Source organism: Microbacterium sp. PRF11 (assembly GCF_031844085.1).
GTDB lineage: Bacteria > Actinomycetota > Actinomycetes > Actinomycetales > Microbacteriaceae > Microbacterium.
Genome location: NZ_JAUZUP010000001.1, coordinates 1,015,229 through 1,039,716, shown reverse-complemented (window position 1 = coordinate 1,039,716; position 24,488 = coordinate 1,015,229). Strand labels below are relative to the sequence as shown.

The 24,488-nt window shown below is 74.6% G+C and carries 13 protein-coding genes; 3 read left to right on the top strand and 10 right to left on the bottom strand.

Translation table 11 applies throughout. From position 1 onward, the window contains the following. Positions 1–20: 20 nt before the first annotated feature. From Q9R20_RS04900 to Q9R20_RS04855, 10 genes are read right to left on the bottom strand one after another with little or no spacing between them, the layout of a single operon-like run. On the bottom strand, positions 21–614 hold the full coding sequence (locus Q9R20_RS04900) for a hypothetical protein (RefSeq protein WP_311248247.1): 594 nt from the start codon (positions 612–614) through the stop codon (positions 21–23). A 9-nt stretch (positions 615–623) separates the two neighbouring features. Further along, positions 624–1,313 (bottom strand): 4'-phosphopantetheinyl transferase superfamily protein, encoded by a 690-nt coding sequence (locus Q9R20_RS04895; RefSeq protein WP_311248246.1) that lies wholly within the window; start codon positions 1,311–1,313, stop codon positions 624–626. Continuing rightward, a complete protein-coding gene (locus Q9R20_RS04890) occupies positions 1,310–1,543 on the bottom strand; it encodes an MbtH family protein (RefSeq protein WP_295840209.1) in 234 nt (77 codons plus the stop codon). Before Q9R20_RS04890 ends, Q9R20_RS04895 begins: the two co-directional genes overlap by 4 nt. Continuing rightward, positions 1,533–2,387 (bottom strand): ABC transporter ATP-binding protein, encoded by an 855-nt coding sequence (locus tag Q9R20_RS04885; RefSeq protein ID WP_311248245.1) that lies wholly within the window; start codon positions 2,385–2,387, stop codon positions 1,533–1,535. Before Q9R20_RS04885 ends, Q9R20_RS04890 begins: the two co-directional genes overlap by 11 nt. Further along, positions 2,384–3,424 (bottom strand): iron chelate uptake ABC transporter family permease subunit, encoded by a 1,041-nt coding sequence (locus tag Q9R20_RS04880; protein WP_311248244.1) that lies wholly within the window; start codon positions 3,422–3,424, stop codon positions 2,384–2,386. Before Q9R20_RS04880 ends, Q9R20_RS04885 begins: the two co-directional genes overlap by 4 nt. Further along, positions 3,421–4,773: an iron ABC transporter permease gene (locus Q9R20_RS04875; protein WP_311248243.1), complete on the bottom strand. Its 1,353-nt coding sequence runs from the start codon at positions 4,771–4,773 to the stop codon at positions 3,421–3,423. Before Q9R20_RS04875 ends, Q9R20_RS04880 begins: the two co-directional genes overlap by 4 nt. A gap of 32 nt (positions 4,774–4,805) precedes the next feature. After that, positions 4,806–5,822: an ABC transporter substrate-binding protein gene (locus Q9R20_RS04870; protein ID WP_295840204.1), complete on the bottom strand. Its 1,017-nt coding sequence runs from the start codon at positions 5,820–5,822 to the stop codon at positions 4,806–4,808. A 57-nt stretch (positions 5,823–5,879) separates the two neighbouring features. Beyond that, positions 5,880–7,673: an ABC transporter ATP-binding protein gene (locus Q9R20_RS04865; RefSeq protein ID WP_311248242.1), complete on the bottom strand. Its 1,794-nt coding sequence runs from the start codon at positions 7,671–7,673 to the stop codon at positions 5,880–5,882. Then, positions 7,670–9,391: an ABC transporter ATP-binding protein gene (locus tag Q9R20_RS04860; protein ID WP_311248241.1), complete on the bottom strand. Its 1,722-nt coding sequence runs from the start codon at positions 9,389–9,391 to the stop codon at positions 7,670–7,672. Before Q9R20_RS04860 ends, Q9R20_RS04865 begins: the two co-directional genes overlap by 4 nt. After that, a complete protein-coding gene (locus tag Q9R20_RS04855) occupies positions 9,388–10,332 on the bottom strand; it encodes a methionyl-tRNA formyltransferase (protein WP_311248240.1) in 945 nt (314 codons plus the stop codon). The genes Q9R20_RS04860 and Q9R20_RS04855 overlap by 4 nt, the downstream gene beginning before the upstream one ends. Before the next feature lie 116 nt (positions 10,333–10,448). Here Q9R20_RS04855 and Q9R20_RS04850 point away from each other — a divergent pair, with 116 nt between their 5' ends. The 3 genes from Q9R20_RS04850 to Q9R20_RS04840 are packed head-to-tail and all read left to right on the top strand — an operon-like array spanning position 10,449 to position 24,244. Continuing rightward, positions 10,449–11,774, top strand: a complete 1,326-nt coding sequence (locus Q9R20_RS04850; RefSeq protein WP_311248239.1) for a SidA/IucD/PvdA family monooxygenase — start codon at positions 10,449–10,451, stop codon at positions 11,772–11,774. A 3-nt stretch (positions 11,775–11,777) separates the two neighbouring features. Next, positions 11,778–18,128, top strand: coding sequence for a non-ribosomal peptide synthetase (locus tag Q9R20_RS04845; RefSeq protein ID WP_311248238.1), 6,351 nt, complete (start codon positions 11,778–11,780; stop codon positions 18,126–18,128). Beyond that, positions 18,125–24,244 (top strand): non-ribosomal peptide synthetase, encoded by a 6,120-nt coding sequence (locus tag Q9R20_RS04840; protein WP_311248237.1) that lies wholly within the window; start codon positions 18,125–18,127, stop codon positions 24,242–24,244. The genes Q9R20_RS04845 and Q9R20_RS04840 overlap by 4 nt, the downstream gene beginning before the upstream one ends. The last annotated feature ends 244 nt before the right edge of the window (positions 24,245–24,488 follow it).

The following is a 24,488-nucleotide window of genomic DNA, read 5'->3' as shown; positions in this document are numbered from 1 at the left end:
CCGGAGCTTTCTCTGCCGGGTCAGGCCGGGTCGAGCCGCAGGACCGTCGGCGATTCGCCGAGCTTCAGGTCGTCGACCACGCGGACCGTGCGGGCGACGGCATCCACCGACGAGATCACCGTGCCGAAACGCTGCCGGTCCGAGCACACCGCGGTCACGGTGACGAAGTGCGAACCGGTGTCCCACGTGTAGGTGGCGAAGGGCGGCGTCTTCGGATCGTCGGGGAGCGGCATGGCCAGCTTCTCGCCGGTGCCGAGGTGCGGATTGCGAAACGACTCGGTGTCGTCGTACTCCATCGGCATCATCGCCCGGGCCGTGCGCACCTGCGGCGTGGCCTCCTGCAGCTGCGCCATCACGACGAGCAACTCGGGGTCGCTCTTCCACACCCACACCAGCACGCGGCCCGCCGCTCGACGCATGAGCAGGGGCGCCGCCTGGCTGAGGATCCACGCGAAGGCGCCGCCGCCAGGCTTCGGGGTGACGCCGGCGGCCTGGTTCGCCTGGCTCAGCAGCATGCCGATCGCGGCCTTGCGGTGGCGACGGCCACGGAATCCGAGGGAGCCCGTCACGGGCACCCAGAGGTCGGCGGGGGCGTCGGCCTGCAGTCGGGACATGCGCTCAGCCTACGATCCGCCCCCTGGGAGAGGGATGCCGATCCCGGGCGTTCGCGACGGGAGAACGCTCGCGGGGCCCGGCACGCACGCGGTGAGGACGAGGCCCGCCCCCGTGGTCCAGGCTCCGGTGAAACGGCGGGGCTCGTTCGGGCCCGCGGTGAGCACGAAGGCGTCGAAGCGCCGGGTGGCGACATCCGGGATCACCGACACCTCGTCGAAGTCGAGCCACCGGCGCGTCAGGGGGTACCAGGCCTTGTAGACCGCTTCCTTCGCGCTGAAGAGCAGACGGTCGCCCGGGGCGTCGAGGTCGGAGAAGCGGCGGAGCTCCTCGGGGCGGGCGATCAGCTGCCGCACGCCGTCCGGAAGCGGCTCGTCCGGTTCGGCGTCGATGCCGATGCTCGACAGGCGCGATCGATCGACGACAGCCGCCGCACGGTAGCCGGCGCAGTGCGTCATGCTGCCGGCGACGCCGGCGGGCCAGATCGGCGCGCCGCCCGGGCCGGGGAGGAGCGGAGCCGGGCGACGACCGAGTCGCGCCAGCGCACGGCGAGCGCATCCCCGCACGGCGGCGAACTCGTCGCGCCGCGTCGCCACGGCATCCGCCACGACCGCCGCTTCCTCGGGGAACAGGATGCCTCCGCGGCTCTCGCCGAGGTCTTCGGCGACCTGCACCCCCGCCGGGACGATCGCCTCGATCACCCGCGAGACGCCGCGGCCTGCGCGTCGCGGAGGCTGCGCGGGCGCAGATCGGTCCAATTCGCCTCGACGAAGGCGAGGCAGTCGCCCCGCGGGGCTCCGTCCGGGCCGCCGTGGGCGATCGTCCACCCCTCCGGCACGGGAGCGAAGACCGGCCACAGCGAATGCTGCTCCTCGGCGTTGATCAGGACGAGGAAGCGGGCGGTCTCGTCGTCGAAGGGGTTATGCGACATGGGTGTCTCCTGACTCTCCGGGGTGGGGTGCGTGTGATGGGCGGGTACGTCGCCGCCCGACGGGCACGACGAGGGGGCGTCCCGAGACGGGATCGGCGACGACGCGCGCGGTCAGCCCGAAGACGGTCTCGAGCAGGCGCTCGGTGATCACGTGCTCCGGCGCGCCCTGCGCGGCGATGCGCCCCTCGTGGACGACGACGAGCTCGTCGGCGTAGCGGATCGCGAGGTTGAGATCGTGGATCACCATGACGACGGTCCGGCCGAGGTCGACGCAGAGGTGGTCGACGAGGTCGAGCACCTCCACCGAGTGGGCGATGTCGAGGTACGTGGTCGGTTCGTCCAGGAGCAGGATCCGGGTGTCCTGGGCGAGGCTCAACGCGATCCACGCGCGCTGCCGTTGACCGCCCGAGAGGGTCTGCACGTCGCGATCGGCGAGGTCGTCGAGACCGGTGAGCCGGAGGGCCGCCTCCACGGACGCCGCGTCGGCGGTGCTCCACTGGCGGAGCAACGACTGGTGCGGATGCCGGCCCCGGGCCACCAGCTCGCGCACCGACATCCCCTCGGGGGCGGTGGGGGCCTGCGGCAGGAAGGCCAAGGCCCTCGCGAGCTCGCGAGCCCGCAGCGTGGACAGGGGGCGACCGTCGATCGTGACGGAACCCTCGTCCGGACTCAGCAGGCGGGCGAGAGTCCGCAGCAGTGTCGACTTGCCGCTGCCGTTCGGGCCGATGACGGCGGTGACCGCGCCCGGGCGCACCGTGAGGTCGACGCCCCCGAGGATCCGGCGACCCCCGTAGCCGACGCGCAGGCCGGATGCCGTCAAGGGGTGGGCAGCGTGATCGGTCATGCCGGGCTCCTCAGTCGTCGCAGCATCAGGGAGATCAGGATCGGGCCGCCCACGATCGCGGTGAGCAGGCCCACCGAGACCGCGCCCGAGAAGAGGGTGCGCGCGGTGAGGTCGGCGGCGAGGACGAGGAGAGCCCCGCAGGCCGCCGTGCACCCGAGCGGAGCGCGCGCTTCTCGGGTGAGGGAGCGCGCGATCTGCGGTGCGGAGAGCGCGACGAAGCCGAGCGGCCCGGCCGCGGCGACGGCGGCGGACGCGGAGAGCACCGACGCGGCCACCAGCACCGCGCGCGTGCGCCCGACGGGTACGCCGACGCCGTGCGCGACGTCGTCGCCCAGGTGCAGCGCCGCCCTCGATCGAGACGAGGCCGCACCGACGAGCGCCGTGAGGGCGAGGACCCCGACGAGCGGGGCGATGCGCGCGGCATCGGACGACAGGTCGCCCGTGAGCCACACCTGCATCTGCAGGGTGTCGTACGTGCCGCCGGCGATGAGCAGTGCGTGCAGGATGCCCACCAGGGCGGCGTTCACGCCGATCCCGACGAGGATGAGCCGGAGAGTCCCGGGGGTTCCTCCGGAGAGCGAGAACACCGCGACGGCCGCGACGGCGCCGCCGGTCACCGCCCCCAGCGGGAGCGAGAGGATCAGAGGGGCGTCGAGGGGTCGCCAGCCGAGGATGAACACCGCAGCGGCTCCGACCGCGGCGCCGCTGGTCACGCCGAGCACGTCGGGGCTCGCGAGCGGGTTGCGGGCGACCGCCTGGAGGAACGCCCCCGCGAGACCGAGCGCCGCTCCGGCGAGGAGGGCGATCACCGAGCGGGGCAGACGGAGGCCCAGCACCTGGTAGCGGACGGCTTGGCCCGCCCCTCCGGCGAGCGCGTCGACGACCTTCGCGGGTTCCACCCACGTGCTTCCCGCGCTGAGAGAGACCGTGAACATGAGGCCGCACGCGACCACCAGCGCGACGAAGACGACCGGGGGCCGAGCGCGCAGGACCACCGAGACCGTCCCCACGCGCAGCACGCGGACGTCCCCCCTCACGGGGTGACCCCCTTCCGGCGCGCCAGCAGCACGAACAGCGGGGCGCCGACCAGGAGGAAGACGATGCCCGCCGGCACCTCCTCGGGGCGGGCGACGGTGCGTCCGAGCAGGTCGGCGAACAGCAGGGCGACCGCGCCGGTCAGCGCCGAGGCGGGCAACAGCACGCGGTGGTCGGTGCCGACCAGCAGGCGGGCGGCGTGCGGCGCGATGAGGCCGAGGAACGCGAGCGGGCCGCAGACGGCCGTCGCCGCACCCGCGAGCAGCCCGACGGCGAGGAGGCCGCCGATGCGGGCACGGCGCACGTCGGTGCCGAGGGATGCCGCCATCTCGACGCCGAGGCTCAGGGTGTTCAACGACGGCGCGCACGCGAGCGCGATCGTCAGCCCGAGGGCGATGGCGACGAGGGGCACGGCGAAGGTCGACAACGGCGCATCGGAGAGCCCGCCGATCAGCCACCGACGGAAGGACTGCTGCACGGTCTGGTCGAGCAGGAGCAGCATCGCCGCGACGCTGCCGAGCACGGAGGAGATGGCCGCCCCGATGAGCGGGAGCGCGATGACCGTGTCGCCGAGCGTCTCGGCGATCACGATGACGAGCACCGTCACGATGAGCGCTCCGAGGAGCGCGAAGACCGTGTACTGCGCCGGGGTGGTCAGACCGCCCAGGGCGATCGCGAGCACGGTCGCCACCGTGGCCCCGCGCGTGATGCCCAGCAGGTCGGGATCGGCGAGCGGGTTGCGCGTGTGAGCCTGCACGATCGCTCCCGCCGCGCCCAGGGCCAGGCCCGCCGCGATCGCGACGACCGCGCGCGGCGCCCGCTCACGGATCACGACGTCGTTGTACGTGGAGGGCTCGCCGAGGAACGCGTGCGCCACCTCGGGCAGCGTGACGGTGCGCGCCCCGACCGCGATCGCGATCATCGCGACGCCGACGACGACCGCCGCCAGCACGGCGAGGATGCCGACCGTTCGGCGGGGACGGACGACGAGGGTGTCGACGTCGATCCCCGCCCGGCGCAGCTCCGCCAGCGCGCGCACCCCGAGGCCGGGGACGCGAGCGAGTCCGACCGCCGCCATTCCGATGCTCTGCCCGCGGCGATGACGGGAGACGTCGACGACCACCAGCCCCGCCGCCAGCGCGAGACCGCCCAGCGCGACGACGATCCGGTCGCTCTGCCAGGCCCCGCGTTCGTCGGGGATGGAGAGCACCAGGACCACCGTCATCATCACCGGGACGACGGGCAGCAGCACGTCGATGAGACGTGCTGCCGCCCGGAGCCCCGCCCGCGGCGGGTCGGGGGCGCGCTCCGGCCGATCCGGGGCCCCGGGCACCAGGTCGGTCAGGCTCATCGCGCTCCTCGATCCCATCGCTCGGCTGTCGGTCAGGCCGTCTTCGCGGGCAGCGCCTTCACGGCGTCCGTGAGCAGCTCGATCTGCTTCGTGTAGCTGGCGTAGTTGAACGTCGCGTCAGTGGTCCAGGCCGCGACGTGGCCCTGGGCGACGGCGTTCAGCGTGCCGACGGTCGGGTGCTCGCTCGTCACCTGCGCCAGCGGCGTGGTCCAGGAGCGGGTGTCGTACAGCAGCAGGTCGGAGGCGTAGTCGCCCGCGTTCTCCCAGCTGACGGGGCTGAATGACCCGGAGGTGTCGTTGCGCGCGACGTCGGACTGCTTCACGTCGAGGCCCCAATCGGTGTAGTCGATGAGTTCGGCGAACTCGTCGGGGATGGCCACGTAGAACTGCGTGGACGGCGCGATCGCGTATGCGGTCGTCCCGGGACGCTCGGCGAGGGCGGCCTTCGCCTCGGCGACCGCGGCGTCGTACGCGGTCTTCTCGGCGGCGATCGTTCCGGAGTCGACGTCGGCGCCGAGCGTCTGCGCGAGCGTGCGCCAGTCGTCGAGCGAGGCCGACGCGCTCTTCTGAGCCGACACCGTGATCATGGGGGCGACCTGCTCGATCTGCGTGGACACTTCGGCATCCTCTGCCCCGAGACCGCCGAGGTACCCGCCGGCGTACCACCCCGTGATCACGAGATCGGGTTCGAGGGAGGCCAGTCGGTCCACGTCGACGTCCCCGTACGAGACGCCCAGCGACTCGATCCCGGAGACGTCGAGACCCGCGAGCACTCCGCTCTTGTCGGGGGTGCTCGAGCCCCAGATGCCGACCGGCCGGATGCCGTAGGGGATGAGCGCGGCCGCCGCCTGCTCGCTCATCACGATCCGGTCGGGGAGGGCGTCGAGGGTGACCTGATCGCCCCGGGCGTCGGTGTAGGAGAAGCCGGCGGCCTCGTCCCCGCCGGTGGCGGGGGCGGAACCGGTGGCGCATCCCGCCTGGGTGAGGGCCAGGGCCGCGAGGCCGAAGAGGGTGAGCGCCCGCACGGGGCTCTTCGAACGGAACTGCATGGTGTTTACCGCCTTTGCTGTGGTGTTTCGGGTGGGGATCGGTCGCCTGCGCGATGCTCAGTGCGCCGGGGGATCGGGATGGGGGATGCCGGCATCGTCCGGTTCGCCGCGCCAGGCCGCCCACTGCCGGGCGTAGATGCCGCCGCGGGCGAGGAGGCTCTCGTGCGTACCGGTCTCGACGATGCGTCCCGCCGCCATGACAGCGACGGCGTCGGCGGTCGCCGCCTGCGTGAGACGGTGCGCGACGATCAGGGTGGTGCGTCCCTCGGTGGCCGCGAGGGCGCTGCGTTCGAGGGCGAGAGCGCCCGCGCTTCCGGCTTCCGCGGTGGCCTCGTCCAGGATCGCGACGTCGGGGTCCGTGAGGACGAGACGGGCGAGGGCGATCTGCTGCCGCTGCGCCGCGGTCAGCCGGTGGTGGTGGGCGCCCACCGCGGTGTGCAGACCCGCGGGCAGCGCACGCACCCACGCGTCGGCCCCCACGGTCTCGAGCGCTTTCCAGATCGTCGGCTCGTCGGCATCCGGATCCGCGAGGCGGAGGTCGTCGATCACGGGGCCCGCGACGACGTGGACGTCCTGACTGAGCAGGGCGATGCGCGAGCGCATCTGTTCGTCACCGAGCTCCGGGAGAGGCGCCCTGCCCAGCCGCACGCCGCCGTGGTGCGGGGCGAGGGCGCCCGCGGCGATGAGGGCCGCGGTCGTCTTCCCGGCCCCGGAGGCCCCCACGAGGGCCAGTCGGGTGCCGGCGGGGACCGTGAACGAGACGCCGTGGAGCACGTCGTCGCCCGGGCCGTAGGCGAAGCGGACGTCTTCGACAGCGAGGTCGCGACCCGTGGGGCGGGCGGTCGCGGGCCGAGACGAGCGGGGCATCCGGACGATCCCGACGAGGCGGTTCATCGCAGCCCCGGCGGACTGCATCTCGTCGAACAGGAACAGGATCGCGCCGAACGGGGTGAACAGGCGATGGAAGAGCAGGATCGCCGCGGTCACCCCGCCGATCGAGACGTCTCCGCTGGTGAAGCGCACGAAGCCGGCGACGAACAGCACGGCCATGCCGCAGAACTCCGCCAGGTTCGCTCGTCCGACGAAGCCGAGCAGCAGGCGGAACACCGAGATCGACAGCGTGCGCGAGCGCTCGGAGGCGACGCGGATGTCGTCGAGGCGGGCCGCCTCCATGCCGTACGCGTGCACCGTCTCACGCCCGTGCAGGGTCGAGACGAGCGCCTCGCTGCGTGCGCCGGCGGCGGCGCGCTCGCGCGCGTACAGCGGGGCGCTGCGCGGGAGGTACCACCGCAGAGCGGCGGCGTAGAGGGGGAGCGTCAGCAGCCCGGCGAGACCGAGGACCGGGTCGACGCCGAAGAGCGAGCCCAGCGACACCACCACGAGCAGCACCGCGGCCAAGACCGTGGGGATGACGTCGCCGCCGGCCCGGGTGATGCGGGCGATGTCGTCGCCGACGCGGGAGAGCACGTCGCCGCGCCCGCCGGCCTCGGTCGCTCCCGCGGGGAGCAGCAGCACGTCGCGGACGACGTCTTCGCGCAGGACCGCCACCGTGGTCTCGCCGAGGCGCGTGATCGCGTAGCTCCCGATGCCCGCGAGCACCCCCGCGGCGAGGGCCGCCGCGCCCAGCACCGCGGCGGGGCCGACGATGTCGGTCGCCGGCCGCCCGGCGACCGCCGCGTCGACGATCCAGCCCATGGCGTAGACGGGGACGAGGGCGGCGGCCGCGGCCAGCAGACCCGTCACGAGGGCCGTGCCCAGGAGGAGGGGATGCCGTCGCATCGCGCGGGTGAGCCAGCGCAGCGAATCGCGGTAGCGCGCCACGGGGAGGGTGGCCGGTTCCGGGAGCATCATCGCGACACCGCCTCGGCGTACATCGGGTCGTCGGCGAGCAGGCTTCGGTGCGTCCCCTCCGCGGCCACGCGGCCGTTGCGGAGCACCGCGACCCGATCGGCGGCGGCGAGCAGAGCGGGCGAGCCGGTGATGACGACGGTCGCGAGCTGCGGGCCGTCGCTCGCGGTGCGCAGCTCGCGGATCCCCTCGGCGATCCGCTGCTCGGTGACCGAATCGATCGCCGTCGTCGGTTCGTGCAGGACGAGGACCGGAGGGGCCGCGTACAGCGCCCGCGCCAGGGCGAGGCGCTGACGCTGTCCGCCGGAGAGGTTGTGCCCGCGGTCCACGATGTCGTGATCGAGCCCGGCGGGGAGGACCTCGACGACCTGGTCGGCGCCCGAGGCGCGCAGCGCGCACTCGAGCCGCGTCGGGTCCGGCGACGCGTCGGTCCCGACGACGTTGCGCCGGAGACTTCCGCTGAACAGGTGCGCGTCGTGCGGCTCGGCGACCAGACGCCCGCGTACCGCGTCGACGGGCCCGGAGCGCAGGTCGATCCCGCACACCTGCACCGAACCGCGGTACGACTCCGGCGCGGATCGGCCCGACAGGAGGGATGCCAGGGCGTCGCCCTCGGCGCCGTCCGCGGCGAACACCGCCGTGATGCGCGTCGGGGGGACGTCGAGGTCGAGGTCGGCGAGCGGGCCGTGCGCGACGCCCCGCAGGCGCAGCCCGGTCGACGTCACCGTCGTCGAGGACGATGCGCCCGTCGGCAGGAGCGGCTCCGCGGCGAGCACGGCGGCGACCCGCTCGGCCGACCCCCGCGCCCGGGCCGCGGTCGCCGGCAGGCCCGACAGCGTCGTGAGGGGCTCGATGAGGAACTGCGCGAGACCCACGACGGTGACCAGCTCCCCCGTGGTGATGCGGCCGCTGAGCGCGTACCACCCGGCGACGGCCGCGATCACGGCGGCGGCGACGCCGCTCAACGCCGCGGTGATCCCGCGCTGCAGCGCGATGGACCGGTTCGTCGCCAGGGCCGCGGCGAACGCGGCCCGGCTCGCCGTCCGATAGCGCTCGGCGGCGGCCCGCTCCGCGCCGATCCCCGCGAGCGACCGGTGCCCCGCGATGAGATCGCCGGCGAGGGCGACCGCTTCGGCGACGCGGGACTGCTGCCGCACGGCTCTCGCCGTGATCCGCGCCGCGGCCGCGTGCGCGAGGACGAAGAAGAGCGGGATCGCGACGAGGGCGGCGACGCCGAGAGTGACGTCGACGATGAGGAGCGCGAGGGCCGTCGCGAGGAGGGCGGTGGCCGCCGCCAGCATCCTCGGGAGCAGGTCGAGGAACCACGCCGTCTGATCCGCATCGCTGCCCGACACCGTGACGAGTTCGCCGGGGTCGGTGTCGGTACGCAGGCCGTGGGGCGAGAGCGCCTTCTCGGACACCTCCTGCCGGAGCAGGTGGGCCTCGTCCTGCAGGGCGGTGTTGAGGCGCCGCATCCCCGCGCGGTACGAGTAGGTCAGCACGACGAACACCGCCGCGAGGGCGGCGACGGCGGCGAGCATTCCCGGCACCCGACCCGGGGCGATGCCGGCGTCGACGAGCACGCCGATGACGACCGCCACCGAGGTCTCGGCGAGTTGGTGCACGCACAGCAGCACCGTGCCGATCACGATCGCCGTGCGATGACGGGCGATCGTGCGGCGGACGAGGTCTCGGCCCGTTCGGACGGGGGTCGCGCTCACGGCTCGCGGCTCAGGTATCCGCCGCCGACCGGGAAGTACGCGCTCGCGGCGTGCTCGGTCCCGTCGGGCGTGCGCACCCGGTCGATGACGAGGGCGCGGTTGCCGCCGCGGTGCGCGTCGCCGCCGGCGACGATCGCCATGCCGTCGCCCTCGCGGATGAAGATGCGACCCGGGGTGCCGCCGTAGCGGAACGCCGAGATGTGCGCCTCGATCACCTCGAGGCGTTCTCCACGGTGGAACGTGTAGGCGCTGGGGTAGGGGTCCGACATGGCGCGCACGAGGCGGTCGAGGTCCGCCGCGGGCCACGTCCAATCGATGAGGCTGTCGCGTTCGGTGCGCCGGTGGAAGAACGTGCGCTGGTCGAGGTCCTGCGCGCGCCACTCGACGGTCCCCGCCTCGATGCGCGCGAGGGCGTCGAGCAGCACCTCGGGGATGAGATCGATGGTCGCCCGGACCAGTTCCGTGCCGGTGGAGCGCGGGCCGACGGGGACGGCGCGCTGCGCGGCGATGTCTCCCGTGTCGAGTCCGCCGTCCATGCGGTGGGCGGTGATGCCGACGTCTTCCGCGCCGCTGATGAGCGCCCACGGCACCGGAGAGAACCCGGTGAACGCGGGCAGGAGCGAGTCGTGCAGGTTCAGCGTCCCGTGCGGCGGCAGGTCGTACACCTCGGGCGGCAGCCAGGTGCGCCAGTTGTTCGCGACGGCGATGTCGGGCTGCCAGGCCGTCAGCCGCGCGACCAGGTCGTCGTCGGGGCGGCGGGCGAGGTGGACGGGGATGCCGTGCTGCCGGGCCAGCTGTTCGACCGAGTCGCCCCAGATCCGCTCGTAGGCGTGGTCGCTGGCGGGGTGCGTGACCACACCGACGACGTCGTGCGTCGAGTCGAGCAGCGCCTGCAGCGTGCGGTGCCCCCACGTCTGGTACCCGAGCATCGCGACGCGCATCCGTCCGCCTTCCGTGTGGGGAGTGGTAGTAAGCCTTACCTAAGTTATGTAAGGCTTGCCTAAGCTAGCAGACGCCCGAGCGGGATCGCGACGGCGACGACGAACAGGAGAGACGGATGACGGACGACCGGATGCCGGCAGAGGACGCCCCGCGCGGAAGCACTCGCGACGACATCGTCGACATCGTCGGCGTCGGGTTCGGTCCCTCGAACCTGAGCCTCGCCATCGCCCTGCGCGAGCGCAACGGCATCCCCGGCAACGCGCCGATCACCGCCGCTTTCGTCGAGGCCAAGCCGGCCTTCGCGTGGCATCCCGACATGCTCCTTCCGGGGGCGACGATGCAGGTCTCGTTCCTGAAAGACCTCGTCACACCGCGGAACGCGGCCAGCGACTTCAGCTTCGTGGCGTTCCTCCACGAGCACGGGCGGCTGCATCACTTCATCAACCGGCAGACGTTCTTCCCCACGCGCATCGAGTTCCACCAGTACCTCGTGTGGGCCGCCGACCGCGTGGCCGCCGACGTGCGATACGGCACCCGGGCGACCCGGGTCATCGACCACGCCGACCACTTCGAAGTCGTGCTCGACGGCGCCCGGGGCGGCTCGCTGCGCGCCCGTGACGTGGTTCTCGCGGGCGGGCTGACTGCGCAGCTCCCCGAGGGCGTCCGCCCCCGTGCGCGCCAGTTCCACAACCACGAGCTGCGCAGCCGCCTCGCCGGTCTTCCGCCTCTCGCGCACGACGCATTCGTCGTCGTCGGGGCGGGGCAGAGCGCGGCCGAGGTGGCGCTGCACCTGCACGGGCAGTATCCCGACGCCCGCGTGCACGCCGTGTTCGGCAAGTACGGCTACACGCCCGCCGACGACAGCCCCTACGCCAATCGCATCTTCGATGCCGAGGCGGTCGACGCCTTCCACGGGGCCTCGAGCGACATGAAGGCGCGACTGATGGCCTACCACCGCGGGACCAACTACTCGGCCGTGGACGCCTCGCTCATCGAGCGGCTCTACGAGATCGAGTACGCCGAACGGGTGGTCGGTGCGCGGCGCCTGTTCGTGCACGGGGCCAGCGCGCTCGCCGAGACGCGGGAGCTGCCGGACGGGGTGTCGACGCGGATCGAGAACCGCCTGACCGGCGAGACCGAGCCGGTCGTCGCGGATGCCGTCGTCTACGCGACCGGGTTCACCTCGATGCCGCTGGGCGCGCTCCTCGGCGACCTCTACGACCCGGACGCTCCCGGCCGAGGGCCTCGGGTGGAGCGCGACTACCGGCTGCGCCTCACCCGTCCGACCGCGGGCGGCGTCTACCTCCAGGGCGGCACCGAGGACACCCACGGCCTCACGTCGTCGCTGCTGTCGAACATCGCGGTGCGCTCGGCGGAGATCCTCGAGTCGATCGCCGGGAGAGCGAACGTGCGTGCGCACGAGCTCGTGCGGAGCGCGTGAACGGTGACCGCGTCGACGCACACCGCTCCGCTCACGATCTCGCCGGTGCTGACCCCGGCCGAACGCGGCGTCTGGACCGCTTCCGAGGTCGATCCCGACGCGGCGGCCGACTTCCACCTCGGGTGGGTGACCAGCTTCGGTCCTTCCGCCGACCCCGCTCGTGTCGCCGAGGCGGTCGCCCGCGTGCTGGACGACGAGCCGGGGCTCGCGCGCACCCTCGTCACCGACGGCGGCGTCCCCCGGTGGGTCGAGCACGCGTCGCCCGCGGCGCCCGCCGTGATCGACCTCCGGGCCGGGACGGAACGCGATGCGCGCATCGCGGCGCGCGTCGACCGACTGCGCGGGCAGGTCGCCCTCGGAGCGGGCGGTCCGCTGCACCGCCACGAGATCCTCGTCGTCCCCGGCGGATGCGTGTGGGCGCAGGCCTACCATCACGTCCTCGTCGACGGCCGGTCCATCCGCGAGCTCACGCGCCGGGTCATCGCCGCGCTCGATGATCCGGATGCCGGGCCCCCGGCCTCGCGATCGGCGGACGGCGAAGGCGCGGCGGCGTCGCCCGCTCCCGACGCCGACGTTCTCGTGTCCGCCCTCACCCGCGCCGACGAGGGACTGCTCGAACGGCCGGGACGCGGCATCCGGGACCTCTCCATCGACCTCCCGCCGGGGGTGGTGGGAGCGCTGCCCGGGCTCGCCGACCGCTGCGGGATCAGCATCGGCCGCACGATGGCCGGCCTGATCGCCGCCTACACCGCGACGGTGCGCGGACCGGGAACGCACGCGGTTCGCCTCGCGGTGGCCGGGGCGGGCGACCGGCGGGCGGTGGGGATGCGGGCCGCCGTGGTGCCGCTGCAGCCGGATGCCGACGCGGACGCGACGATCGTGACGTATCTGGGCGCGTTCGACGAGGCCCTGCGCGCGACGCGTCCGCATCACGGTGCCGCCCCCGACGCCGTGGCCAGCGCCCTGCGCGCCCGGTTCGGCAGTCCGGTGCTCACCGCACCCGGCATCAACGTCATGCTCGGCGACAGCATCGCCCGCTCCACCTGGGTCGGGCCCTCGACCGACATCGAGTTCGTCGTTGAGGGCGACATCGATCGCCGTCTCCTCCGGATCGTCGTGCGCGGCCGGGCCGACGCCCTCGAGCTCTCGGCCCATGCAACGGGGCTCGCCGCGTTCTTGGCATCCGCCGTCGACGCCCCCGACGCGCCGCTGAGCGCGCACCGGCTCGTCGACGACGCCGAGCGCGCGCTGCTGCTGGCCACGCGCAACGACACCGGCCGCTGCGTGTCGGAGCACGACGTCGTCGAGATGGTCTTCGCCCGGGCGCAGAACGCCCCGACGGCCACGGCGGTCGCCGACGGCGACCGCGCGATCGACTACCGCACGCTGCTGGGGGCCGCGACGCGGATCGCGCGCGTGCTGCGCGACGAGTTCGGGGCCGGTGCCGAGACGGTGTTCGCGATCGACATGCACCGCAGTGCCGAGATGGTCGCGGCGATCCTCGGCATCCTGATGTCGGGTGCCGCGTTCGTGCCGCTCGACCCCGCGTGGCCGCACCGGCGACGCGCGGGCGTCGTCGCGGACGCGGCGGCACGGGCCGTGCTCGTCGGCCCCGGAGCCGGCGAGCCGACCGGCCTCGCCACGCACACGGTCGACCTCGACCGCACCGACCCGCCCGCCGACCTCGGGGGGCGCGACCCCGAGTCGCTCGCCTACGTGATCTTCACCTCGGGCTCGACCGGCGCCCCGAAGGGCGCGATGATCCGCCACGGCGCGATCGCGAGCCGCATGCGGTGGCAGATCGAGCGGGTGCTGCGGTTCGGCGCCGGCGACGCGAGCCTGTTCAAAGCGCCGTTGTCGTTCGACATCTCGATCAACGAGGTGCTGCTGCCCCTCTGCGCGGGCGGCACCGTCGTCGTCGCCCGCGACGGCGAGGAGCGCGAGCCCGAGCGCGTGCTGCAGCTCATCTCACGCCACGGCGTGACCTTCACCTACCTCGTCGCCTCGATGCTCGACGCGCTGCTCGACAGCGACACGACGACGACGGCGCCCCGCTTGAGCGGCCTCCGGCACGTGTGGTGCGGCGGCGAGCTGCTGACGCCCGAGCTGTTCGGCCGGTTCCGCCGCCAGCTGCCGGACGCCACGATGTACCACGGCTACGGGCCCGCCGAGGCGACGATCGGCGTCTCGCACGTCGTGTATCGCGGCGACCACGTGCGCAGCACCACCTCGATCGGCCGCCCGAACCCCGGATGCCGGCTGTACGTGCTCGATCGCGCCCTGCGTCCCGTGCCGACGGGGATGGGCGGCGAGCTCTACGTCGCGGGAGACCTGCTGGGCCGGGGCTACGTCGGCGCGGCGGGCCTCACCGCGTCGCGCTTCGTGGCGAGCCCTTTCCACGACCCCGCCGACCCGGCGAGCACCCCTCGGCTGTATCGCACGGGCGACCGCGCGCGCTGGAACGGCGACGAGCTCGAGTTCCTCGGACGCGCCGACAACCAGGTCAAGATCGGCGGCATGCGCGTCGAGCTCGAAGAGATCGAGCGGACGATCGCCGCCGCCCCCGGCGTGCGTGCGTGCGTCGTCGTCGTGCGGGGGGCGCGGGTGCACGCGTACGTCGTGCCGGGCGCCGACGCCTCGGCGACCGAGGTCGAGGCGGCGGCCCGTGAGCGCGCGGCCGACACCCTGCCGCGGCACATGGTGCCCGCGTGGGTGACCGCCCTCGACGCGCTGCCGACGACCGCGAACGGCAAGGTCGACCGCGCCGCGCTGCCCGAGCCGGCGCAGACCCCGGCGGACGCGGGCACGCTGACCGACGCGCAGCGCCCCGTCGCCGAAGAGATCGCCGCGGTGCTCGGCATCGACGCCGCCGAGATCGGGCCCGACACCGGGTTATTCGCCCTCGGCGGCGACTCGCTCGCCGCGGTGCGGTTGGCCAACCGCCTGTCGCGCGCTCTGCAGCGCACGGTGCCGACCCGCGCGGTGTTCGAGAACCCCACGGTCGCCGAGCTCGCCCGGTTCGTCGAGCACGCCGGGGCCGCGGCGGTCCGCGAGCGCCCGACCGACGCGGCAGACGAGGCCGCCCGGTTCCCCGCGACCCCCGGTCAGCGCCGCATGTGGCTCGCCTCGCAGCTCGACACGACCGCCGCGACCTACACCGTCCCCCTCGCGTTCCTCTTCGACGACGAGCCCGACCGACCCGCCCTGGCCCAGGCCCTCGCCGACACGACGCGGCGGCATCCGGCGTTGCGCACCCTGCTGTCGCCGGGGCCCGACGCCCTGGTCGCCGAGCGGCTCGCGGCCGACGACCCGCGGGCGCGCCCGGTCGTCGAAGAGACCGCCGACGTCGAGGCGTTCGTGCGGCGGCCGTTCGACCTGGCATCCGAGATCCCGATCCGCGTGGGGCTGAGCCCGCGCGACGACGGTTGGCTGCTGGTCATCGCGCTGCACCACAGCGCCGTCGACGAGGCATCCGAGCCTGTGCTGCTGCAGACGGTCTCGGAGGCCATGCGCGCTCGCTCCGCGGGGACCGCCCCCGTCTGGCGCCCCGCCGACGCCGCGGTCGACGCGACGACGGGCGAGAGCGCGGTCGACGCGCTGACCCGCCTCGGACCCCTGCCCGACCGGGCCGACATCCCCGGCTGGGCGACCACCACGGCGGGCTTCGGACGTGCCGGGGCGACGCGCACGCGCGTGCTCACCGGGTCGTCTGCCGAGGCGGTGCGCCGTCGCTCGGGCGAGGCGACCGTCTTCGAGCTCGCCGTCCGTGCCGTCGCGACCGCGGTCGAGCGCCTGGGCGGCCCGTCGCGGCTGCTGATCGCCGCCCCCGTCGCGCGCACGACGCCCGACGACGGCCTCGTCGGATGCCACGTCACCACGACCCTGTTCGCGGTGGGGCGCGAGGTCGACCTGCGCGCGCAGATCGTCGCGGCCCTCGACACCCGGGCCGACGTCGCCGACCTGGTGACCGCCGCCCCGGAGCTGCGCGACCGCGCGGCCCCGCGCATCATGGTCGTCCACCAGTCGCGGCGCCTTGACCGTCTGGCCTGGGGCGTGCGCGAGGGGACGCGCGTGCCGATCTCGACCGGCACGGCCAAGTTCGACGCGACGGTCACCGTGGCCGAGGTCGGCGCCGAGGTGGCCGTCGAGCTCGAGTACGCGACGGACGCCCTCGTGCCCGACGAGGCCGAGCGCTTCCTGCGGCACGTCTGCGCGGCGCTGGAGGGCGTCGAGATGGCCGATGCGGCAGTTCGCGAGATGCTGGCGGCATCCGACCCGATCGACCGGGGCGACACGACCCTCGCGGGGCTCATCGCGCCCCGCGCCTCTACCGAGGCCCATCGCATCGCGGGGGTCCTCGCCGCCCGGGGCATCGGGCCCGGCGCGGTCGTCGGGGTGTGCGTCGCCCGCGGCCCCGTGCAGGTCGACCTCGTGCACGGGATCGTGCTCGCCGGTGCGGCGTACGTGCCGATCGACCCCGCGTGGCCGGGCGCGCGGCGTGCGGCCGTCGTCGCCGACGCGGGCGCCGAGGTCGTGCTCGACGGCGTGCCCGATCGTTCGGCCGCGGTCGCCGAGCCGACGGCACCGCTGCCCGACGACGCGGCCTACGTGCTGTTCACGTCGGGCTCGACGGGACGGCCGAAGGGCGTGGTGGTCAGCCACCGCGCGATCGTGAACCGCCTGCTCGCGGCCCCCGGTCTGCACGGCATCGGTGCTGACGACGTCATCCTCTACAAGACCCCCTTCACGTTCGACGTGTCGCTCTGGGAGCTGTTCCTCCCGGCGGTCATGGGCGCGCGCCAGGCGGTCGCCCCGCCCGACGCCCACCGCGACCCGGCCGCGATCGCCGCCGCGATCACGGCGGAGCACGCCACGGTCGTGCACTTCGTGCCCTCGGTGCTCGCCGCCTTTCTCGAGCACCTGTCGGGCGCACGCGAGACGGCGGCCGCGGTGGCGCAGAGCCTGCGCCTCATCGTCTGCAGCGGCGAGGCGCTGACCCCCGGGCACCTGCGGGGGCTTGCCGAGCTGCTTCCGGGCGTGCGCGTCGACAACCTGTACGGGCCCACCGAGGCGGCCGTCGACGTCACCGCCGCCCTGCGCGTCAGCGCCGACCGGCCGATCGGCATCGGCCTGCCGATCGCGGGGGTGGGATGCCGCATCCTCGACGCTGAGCTCCGTCCGGTCGTGCCCGGCGCCGTGGGCGACCTCTACCTGTGCGGCGTGCAGCTCGCCCGCGGCTATGCGAACCGGCCGACGTTGACGGCCGAGCGTTTCGTGGCCGACCCGTTCGACGTCGGCGCGCGCATGTACGATACCGGCGACCGCGCCCGGCAGCGCCCCGACGGCACGATCGACTACCTCGGCCGCCGCGACCAGCAGGTGAAGGTCGGCGGCCAGCGCATCGAGCTCGGCGACGTCGAGGCGGCGCTGACGTCGGCGCTCGGCGTCGAGGCCGCGGCCGCGTTCGTCGTCGCGGGCACGCTCGTCGCCGTCTACACGGGCCGCGCGGCGCCCGAGGCCGTGCGGGCCCACGCCGCGGGGGTCGTCCCGGCCGCGCTCGTGCCCGCGCGCCTCACCGAGGTGCCGGCGCTGCCGCTCACCCCGCACGGCAAGCTCGATCGCGCGGCGCTGCCCCCCCTCGACCGCGTGCCGACGGCCGCCGCGGGCCGTCCCCCCGCGGGGCCGACCGAGTCGGCGCTGGCCGCGGCGTTTGCCGAGGCGCTCGGGGCGGCGTCGGTGCCGGCCGACGCCGACTTCTTCGCCCTCGGCGGCGACAGCATCTCGGCGATCGCCGTCGTCGCCGCGGCTCGACGCCGTGGCATCCCGGTGGCGGTCGTCGACCTCTTCGAGACCCGCACCGTCGAGGGGCTCGCGCTGCGGTGCGCGCCCGCGGCGGCGGAGCGGGCCGTTCCGCTGCCGGCGGTCGTCGTGGCGGCGCGCACGGACGGTCTCGACGTCGACGACATGGTGGTCTCGGAGCCTTTGGGTGCGGTGGATGCCGCCGCGGCGCGCCGTGCGCTCGCCGCGGTCGTCGCCGGGCGTCCCGAGCTGCGCGTGCGCCTCGACCGCAGCCGTGCCCGGCTGTGGCGGGCGTTCCAGGTCGACGACGTGCCGCCCGGCGACGGCGTCAGCGTGACCGACGGGCGGCTCGCCGCCGTCGAGGTCGCCCACGACACGGTGCGTGTCGTGGTCCACCGGATGGCCCTGCCCGCCGACGCGGAGCAGGGACTGCGTCGTCTGGTCGCCGAGATCGACGATGTGGTGCACGCCGGGAGTGGCCCCGGTGTCGTCGGGGCGGCAGACGACATCGCGCCGGACCGAGAAGCCGTCGGCGCAGGAGAGGGACGGGTATGACCGACGACGTGATCGAGACGGCAGGGGTGCAGGGCGCGCGCGAGCGCATGCTGTTCCTCGCCGAGTTCGAGGACTCGCCCGCCGCCTACGCGATCCCCCTCGTGCTGCGGATCGTCGAGGGCCGTGTCGACGTCGAGGTCTTCGCCGCCGCGTTCCGCGACGTCGTCGAGCGCCACGTGAGCCTGCGGACGTCGTTCGACAGGACCGGCGACGGATGGGTCGAGAACGTGCGGGATGCCGCGGGGGCTCGCGTCGTCGACCGGTCGGCCGACGAGTGGGACGGGCGCCTTCCGCTCGCCCCCGACCCCCGGCGTGAGGTGCCGGCGGCGGCCGCCGTGTACGCGCGGCACGTCGTGATCGTCGTGCATCACGTTGCGGCCGACGGGCAGTCGATGCCGACGATCCTCGACGACCTCGAGCAGGCTTACGGGGAGCGGTTCGCGGGCCGCGCGCCGGTGTGGCCCGAACCGCCCGCGTTCGCGGAGGAGCCGCCCAGCCTGTCGGCCGAGGGGCTCGCGCCGCTGTTCGCCGAGATGCCGGCGGCGATCCCTCTCACCCTCGACCGGCCGCGCAGCCCCGCGCCGAGCTCGGCCGCGGCCCAGCACGAGCACCTGCTCCCCGCCTGGGTCGCGCGGGCGCTGACCGAGGCGTCGGGCCGGCTCGGGGTGTCGCGCCTCATGCTGCTCAACGCGGCCGTCGCGCTGGCGCTGCGCTCGCGCGGAGCGGGTGACCGGATCCCGCTGGGCCTGGTCGCCGACCTGCGCGACGACGACGCCGCCGGCGTCGGCCTGTTCCTCAACACCGTCGTGAGCCTCACCGACCTGACCGGCGCCTCGACGGTGGGCGACGTGCTCGCGCGCGTGCGCGATGGGGCGCTCGACGCGTGGGAGCGCCGGGCCGTGCCGTTCGACGAGCTCGTCGCCGAGGTCGCGCCCCCGCGCGTCGCGGGTGTGCACCCGCTCTTCCAGGTCATGATCGCCGAGGTCGACCGCCGCACCCGATCGGTCGGTCTGGGCGACGTCGTCGCCGAGGTGCGCCACGACGCCGAGCCCTCGGCCAAGTTCGACCTCACGTTCGCCATCGGCGAGGGCGACGACGGCCTCGTGGTCGACGTGCTCTTCCGTACCGAGATCTTCGCGCCCGAGACCGCGTCGGCCCTGCTCGAGTCCGTCGTGCTCGCCCTGATCGCCCTGACGGGGGATGCCGCGGCCCCCGCCGACGATCTCGCGCTGACCCGCGCGACCGGGCGTCGCCCCGCGCTGCAGCCGTCGAGCGCCGCCGTGACGCAGCGGCGGGTCGCCCTTCCCGCGCACCGGGTCGCCGCCGCGCTGGTCGCGGTGTACGCGACGAGCGACGCCGTCGGCACGCGCCGCGACGGCGACGCGTACGTCCCGCTCACGCTCGACGAGTTGCTCGCCGCCGCCGAGGTCACGGCCGTGCCGCGGCATCCCGATCCCACGGCCGGGCGCACGATCGCCGCGTCGGCCGCGCCCGACGGCGTGCTGCTCACCGCGGCGTCCGAGGCGATCGACGAAGAGTCCTGGCCCGCGCTGCTCGGTGCGCTCTCGACCGGCGCGGTGCGCGGCACCCATGAGGCCGCCGCGTATGCCGACGAGCGTTTGCGCCGCGCCGACGACCTCGGGATCGTCGACGCCGCCGAGGCGTGGCTCGACGTGATCGAGTCGGCGTCTGCGTCGGTGCCCGACGCGACCTGGGCGGCCCTCGACCCCGCGGCGTCGGCGCACGTCGACCTGTCCGCGGCGCCGGCCACCGTGATCGCGCTGCGCCGCGCCGTGCTGTCGGCCCTCGCCGACCTGGTGAGCGGCCCCGCCGTGGCGATGGTCGGCGAGCCCGACCGCGACGACCCGCCTCGGGCGTCCGCCGTCGGCGTGCGCCGCCGAGTCTTCCCTGCCTTCCTGCGCGGCGACGGGACGATCGCCGATCCGACCGCCGAGGCCGCGCGCGACTACGCCATCGCCGGCGAGCTCAGCCCGCACACCCCGGGGGTGTTCGACGGCCTGGTGCACCCCGACGCGCACATCGACATCCATGTGTCCGACCGTCCGGTCGCGCCCGCCCCGGGTCGCGTGGCCGTGACCGCGAGCCCCGTCGGCGACCGCTGGCGGGTGACGGTCGCCGGGCATCGTGAGGCGGCCGCGCTCGCGGTATCCATCGCCCGACACGTCACCCCGGGCACCACACCGAGCGCGCTCGATGCGATCGTGCGCCCGGCCGACGCGCGCGTGCAGGACACGGCGGGGGTCGGCGCCGCCGCGATCCGCGACCTCGAGAGCACGGCGGGGCCGCTGCACGCGGTGCACCCGGCGACGGGTCTGCAGGAAGGGCTGCTGTTCCACCGCGACCTCTCCGGCGACACCGAGGTGTACCTGTCGCAGACGATCACCGAGCTGACGGGCCCGCTCGACGTCGCGGCGCTGCGCGCCGCGGCCGCGCGCACCATCGCGCAGCACCCGCACGTGGCGGGCCACTTCGACCGCGTCGGCGAGCGCACGGTGCTCGTCGTGCCGAGAGCGCCCGTCATCGCATGGGACGTGCGGAGGGGCGACGACCGAGAGACGTTCCTCGCCGCGCAGCGCGCGCACGGCTTCGACGGCGACGGGCCGCTCCTGCGGTTCGGCCTGCTGACGTCTCTGGACGGTCTGCAGCACACGTGGGTGCTGACCGTCGAGCACGCGATCCTCGACGGATGGTCGATCTGGCGGTTCCTGCGCGGCATCCTCGACGAGTACACCCGGCAGGGGACGGCGGCCGAGCGGTCGGGGCCGCCGTACGCGGCGTACGTCTCGTGGCTCGCGACCCGTGACCGGGCCGCGGCACGCGCGGCCTGGGGCGAGGCGGTGGCGGGCATCGAGGGGCCGACTCTGGTCGCTCCGTCGCCGTCGGCCGCCGACCGGCGTTCGCGTGAGCGCGTGCTCACGCTCGACCCGGCCCTGACGGGCCGGCTCCGCCAGGCCGGGGCCGCGGCGCGCGCCCCGCTCAGCGCGGTGTACGAGCTCGCCTGGGCGCTGGCGCTCCGGTACGAGACCGGGCGTAGCGACGTCGTGTTCGGCACCGTGACCTCGGGCCGCCCGCCCGAGATCCCGGGGATCGACGACCTGCTCGGGCTGCTGTTCAACACCGTGCCGGTGCGGGTGGGCGTGCGCCCCGGCGCCGACGTGCAGAGCCACCTCGACGACCTCACGCGGTTCCGCCGCGTGATGCTCGCCCACCCCGATGTGCCGCTGTCCGAGATCCTCGCGGCCTCCGGCCACCGCGAGCTGTTCGACACCCTGTTCGTCTTCCAGAACATCCCCGTCACCCCGCCGACCGAGCGGCTGGGGCCCGACGGCGCCCTGCGTCAGCGCGCGCAGACGGTCCGCGACGCGACGCACTACCCGCTCACCGTCGTGGTGAACCCGGGCGACGAGCACGCGGGTGCCCGCATCCGCGTCATGTCGCGCCCGGGAGCATGGCCGAGCGACGACGACGCCGAGCGCGCGACCGAGCGCGTCGTCGCCGCGTTCGTCCGGGCGCTCGAGGGGCTGGCCCACCACACTGGCCCGCTCGCCGCTCTCGACGTCGGCGATCCGAGCGACCGGGACGCGGTCGCCCCCGTCGGCGCGACGCCGGGTGGCGACGACGCGGCGCTCCTCGACGCCACGGTGTGGCAGCTGCTCGTGCGGCGGGCCCTCGTCGACCCCGACGGGCTCGCCGTCGTCGCGGGCCCCGTACGGTGGACCTTCGCCGAGCTCGTGCAGCGGGCCGCGCGCCTCGCGACCGCCCTGCAGGACGCCGGGATCGGGCCCGAGTCCCGCGTGGCGCTCTCGCTGCCCCGGGACGAGCGCATGATCGTCGCCCTGTTCGCCGTGTTCGCCGCCCACGCGGCCTACGTCCCGATCGACCCCACCCTGCCCGAGGCGCGCGTCGTCGACATCCTGCGCGAGGCCGACCCGGCCGTCGTCGTGACCGAGCATGCCGTGCCCGCAGGCCTGCGCGTCGTACCGCCCGACGCCGCCGGCGACGGACCGCTCATCGAGCCCGACCGCGCCCTCGACGCGCTCGCGTACGTCATCTTCACCTCGGGGTCGACCGGCACGCCGAAGGGCGTCGCCGTGCCCTACCGGGGCCTGACGAACATGTTCGTCAACCACCGCTCCGAGATCTTCGCGCCCGTCGTGGCCGCCGTCGGCGGGCGGCGGCTCGCGATCGCGCACACCACGTCGTTCGCCTTCGACGCCTCGTGGGAGCAGCTGCTGTGGCTGCTCGAAGGCCACAGCGTCCACGTGATCGACGACGACATGCGCCGCGACCCGCGCGCGCTGTTGGCGTACTTCGACGAGCACCGCATCGACGGGTTCGACGTGACGCCGAGCTATGGCGGCATCCTGGTCGACGAGGGGCTCCTCGACCGCCCCCGCTGCGCCGATCCCACCGCCGACGGCCCGGGCGTCGTCTTCGTCTCGCTCGGGGGAGAGGCCGTGCCCGACGCGCTGTGGACGGCCCTGCGCGAGGCGCCGGGCGTGCACGGCTACAACCTGTACGGCCCGACCGAGTACACGATCAATGCTCTCGGCGCCGACGTCGACGAGCGGCCCACCTCGACCATCGGCCGCCCCATCACCGGCACGGTCGCGCGGGTGCTCGACGAGGGCCTGCGACCCGTGCGGCCCGGGGTCGCGGGCGAGCTGTACCTCTCGGGGGTCGGCATCGCCCGCGGGTACCTCGGCCGCAGCGACCTGACGGCCGAGCGCTTCGTCGCCGATCCGTTCGGGATGCCGGGGCAGCGGATGTACCGCACGGGCGACCTCGCGATGGTCGGCGCCGACGGCCTGATCACCTATCTCGGCCGCACCGACGACCAGGTGAAGATCCGCGGTCACCGCGTCGAGCCGGCCGAGATCGCCTCGGCCCTCGTCGGACTCGACGGGGTGCGGCGGGCCGCGGTGGTGCCGGTACGCGGGCCGCGGGGGACCGAGCTCGCGGCCTACGTCGTGCCCGACGGTGCCCCCGTGGCGGCCGTCGAGATCACCGCCGCCCTGCGGTCGCGGCTGCCCGACTACCTCGTGCCCGCCACGGTGACGGCCGTGGCCGAGCTGCCGCTGACCGTCAACGGCAAGCTCGACGTGCGGGCCCTGCCCGAGCCCGTGCGCGAGTCGGTCGAGCGGCAGCGCCCGATCGGCGACGTCGAGTACCTGATCGCCGAGGCGATCGCCGAGGTGCTGGGCCTCGACGCGGTGGGCCGCGACGACGACTTCTTCCTGCTCGGCGGTCATTCGCTGCTCGCCGTGCGGGTCGTCTCGCGGCTGCGGTCGTCGTCGGGCCTCGACCTCGGTGTCCGCGACCTCTACGGGGCGCCGACCGTGGCAGGGCTCGCGCGCGCCGCGGCGGGAGAGCGCAGCGAGACCATGTTCGCCCCCGTGCTGCGTCTGCGTGACGCCGAGGGCCCGGCCGTGTTCTGCCTGCAACCCGCCGGCGGCCTCGGGTGGGCGTACGCCGGCCTCTGCCGGCACCTCGATCCCGGCTTCGCCGTGTACGCGTTGCAGGACCCCGCACTGTCGGGCGGACCCGAGCTGCCCTCGGTGGATGCCATCGTCACCGACCAGATCGCCCGGATCCGCGCCGTCCGCCCGCACGGTCCGTACCACCTGCTGGGGTGGTCGTTCGGCGGCCAGCTCGCCTACGCCGTCGCCACGCGGCTCGGCGACGAGGTGGCATCCATCGTCCTTCTCGACGCGTACGCCGACGGGACGGGCGACGAGATCGACGCACCGATCGACGAGCAGGTGGCGGGGTTCGTCCGCGGCATCGGCGACGATCCCGTGCTCGCCGATCTCGACGCCCAGGCGCGGGAGCGGCTGATCGCCACCTTCGCCCGGCACCTGCGGCTGTCGATCCCGGCGCTGACCGGCTCGGTGCGCGCCGACACGCTGCTGGTCGCGGCGGCCCGGGGCGTCGCGACGGCCACCGCCGCGCGGCGCGACGCCGATTGGCGCGCGCGCATCGAGGGACGCCTGCGCATCGAGCCGGTCGACCTCGACCACGGCGGTCTCGGCCGCGCGGCCAACTGGGAGGTGTTCGGCGGCGTCGTCGCGCGGTGGATCGAGGGGGACCGCTGACCGCGAGGCCCTCGATTCCGGATGCCGGCTCCCCGGTGCCCTGGCCCTCGCGGGGGCCTCTGGTGCGAACGGGAGGCACCGGCGTCCGGGCCCTCGCCGGGGGCTGTCTCGCACGCGGGCGGCAGGCGGGCGGGACGCCTCGATGGGCGGCGTCCGACCAGCAGTCGGCGTGCGTCGGGGGCCGCGTGTTCGCGGGCAGAGAACGCTCCCACGGCGGCAGGGGTCGCCGGTGTCGGAGGTTAGT

Coding starts and splice junctions, on each gene's coding strand:
- Q9R20_RS04840 (WP_311248237.1), top strand. CDS start 18,125: ATGACCGACGACGTGATCGAGACGGCAGGGGTGCAGGGCGCGCGCGAG.
- Q9R20_RS04890 (WP_295840209.1), bottom strand. CDS start 1,543: ATGTCGCATAACCCCTTCGACGACGAGACCGCCCGCTTCCTCGTCCTG.
- Q9R20_RS04865 (WP_311248242.1), bottom strand. CDS start 7,673: ATGATGCTCCCGGAACCGGCCACCCTCCCCGTGGCGCGCTACCGCGAT.
- Q9R20_RS04855 (WP_311248240.1), bottom strand. CDS start 10,332: ATGCGCGTCGCGATGCTCGGGTACCAGACGTGGGGGCACCGCACGCTG.
- Q9R20_RS04875 (WP_311248243.1), bottom strand. CDS start 4,773: ATGAGCCTGACCGACCTGGTGCCCGGGGCCCCGGATCGGCCGGAGCGC.
- Q9R20_RS04850 (WP_311248239.1), top strand. CDS start 10,449: ATGACGGACGACCGGATGCCGGCAGAGGACGCCCCGCGCGGAAGCACT.
- Q9R20_RS04870 (WP_295840204.1), bottom strand. CDS start 5,822: ATGCAGTTCCGTTCGAAGAGCCCCGTGCGGGCGCTCACCCTCTTCGGC.
- Q9R20_RS04900 (WP_311248247.1), bottom strand. CDS start 614: ATGTCCCGACTGCAGGCCGACGCCCCCGCCGACCTCTGGGTGCCCGTG.
- Q9R20_RS04885 (WP_311248245.1), bottom strand. CDS start 2,387: ATGACCGATCACGCTGCCCACCCCTTGACGGCATCCGGCCTGCGCGTC.